Source organism: Nocardia sp. NPDC060220 (assembly GCF_042727815.1).
Lineage (GTDB): Bacteria > Actinomycetota > Actinomycetes > Mycobacteriales > Mycobacteriaceae > Nocardia.
On sequence record NZ_JBHWZY010001353.1, the window covers coordinates 1 to 1,145 of the forward strand.

Sequence of the window (1,145 nt, forward strand, 5' to 3'; positions counted from 1 at the left end):
TGCAGCGCCTCGCGCACGGTGTGCGCCGCGTCGCGATCGAGCACCCCGAGGTCTTTCCGCTGATGGCCTCGAGCCCACCGCAAGCACCCTGGCTGTGCCCGCCGCTGCGCAGCCTGAACTGGATGCAATCCTTCCTCGAAACCATGCTCCACTACGGCTTCGATGACCATCAGGCGGTCCAGGTCTACCGATCCTTCGCCACGTTTCTCCTCGGCCACCTCCTCCTCGAGGTGGCAACAAGAGGTGTCGAGCTGAGTCCGATCATCAGCACCGAGCCGGGCCAGCACGAATCATCGGAGCTGGCCGACTATCCGCATGTGTATCGCCTGCAGGGCCACCTGGCAGCCAACCGTGCTGCTGATGAGTTCGAAGAGTCTCTCGAGGCACTGCTCGATCGACTCGAAGGGATGCGCCGCGCTCGACATCGCCCCTGAGTGGCGGCCCGATGATGTCGTGCCTGGCAGTCCTCGACTGCCGGCCCTGCGGATGCGGGCCGCCACCCTGCGAGAACCGTGATGTCCGTGCCCAGGCTGCTCAAGGTTCACCACACACAGAGTTCGCACAACGAAAACCGGCTCAGAAGCCCGCTGTTGATCACATCCGATCGCGGGGCAGCAACGACGAGCACTGTGGATCTGGCTGATCGAGGGGCTGGGTCGACCCCGGCGCGGGTGAGGTCGACTGTCTCGCCCGGGAGGACGGGCGGCGTCTCGCCTTGATCCGTGACTGCCACCGACGGCAACGACTTCTGCTAATGGAGTAAATCTGTCATGTCGAGTGTAGACATTCTCGGTTTCGAGGGTATATAGTCGCTCTCGTTCCTGCTAAGAAATCAGATGGCCGGGCAGGTGAACTGCCCGGGACGACAAGTTCGACCGTCCCCTCAGGCGGAGAAGAGAATCCGGTGCCGTCGGCTGGACCGCCGAGGGGGGCGAAGAAGCATGGCAAGTGAAGTACTCCCGTCGAAACCCTCGCGGAGGAATCAACGTGTCCACGGTGCCGTCACCACCGACCCACCACCGTCGCCTGCGCTGGCAGGCCTTGGCCGGGTTCATCGCCATGGCGGCGATCGTGGGGATCGTGGCCGGGCTGGCGGTCGCCACCCGCTCCGAAACGCACAACGCGCTGGCCCGTCCGTCGTGGGC

General features: G+C 64.5%; 1 protein-coding gene. It reads left to right on the forward strand.

All coding sequences use genetic code 11. The features are described from left to right. Window positions 1-434: TetR/AcrR family transcriptional regulator C-terminal domain-containing protein (locus tag ACFWF3_RS36710; RefSeq protein ID WP_379318838.1), on the forward strand; the 434-nt coding region annotated here is incomplete at its 5' end. Window positions 435-1,145: the final 711 nt, after the last annotated feature.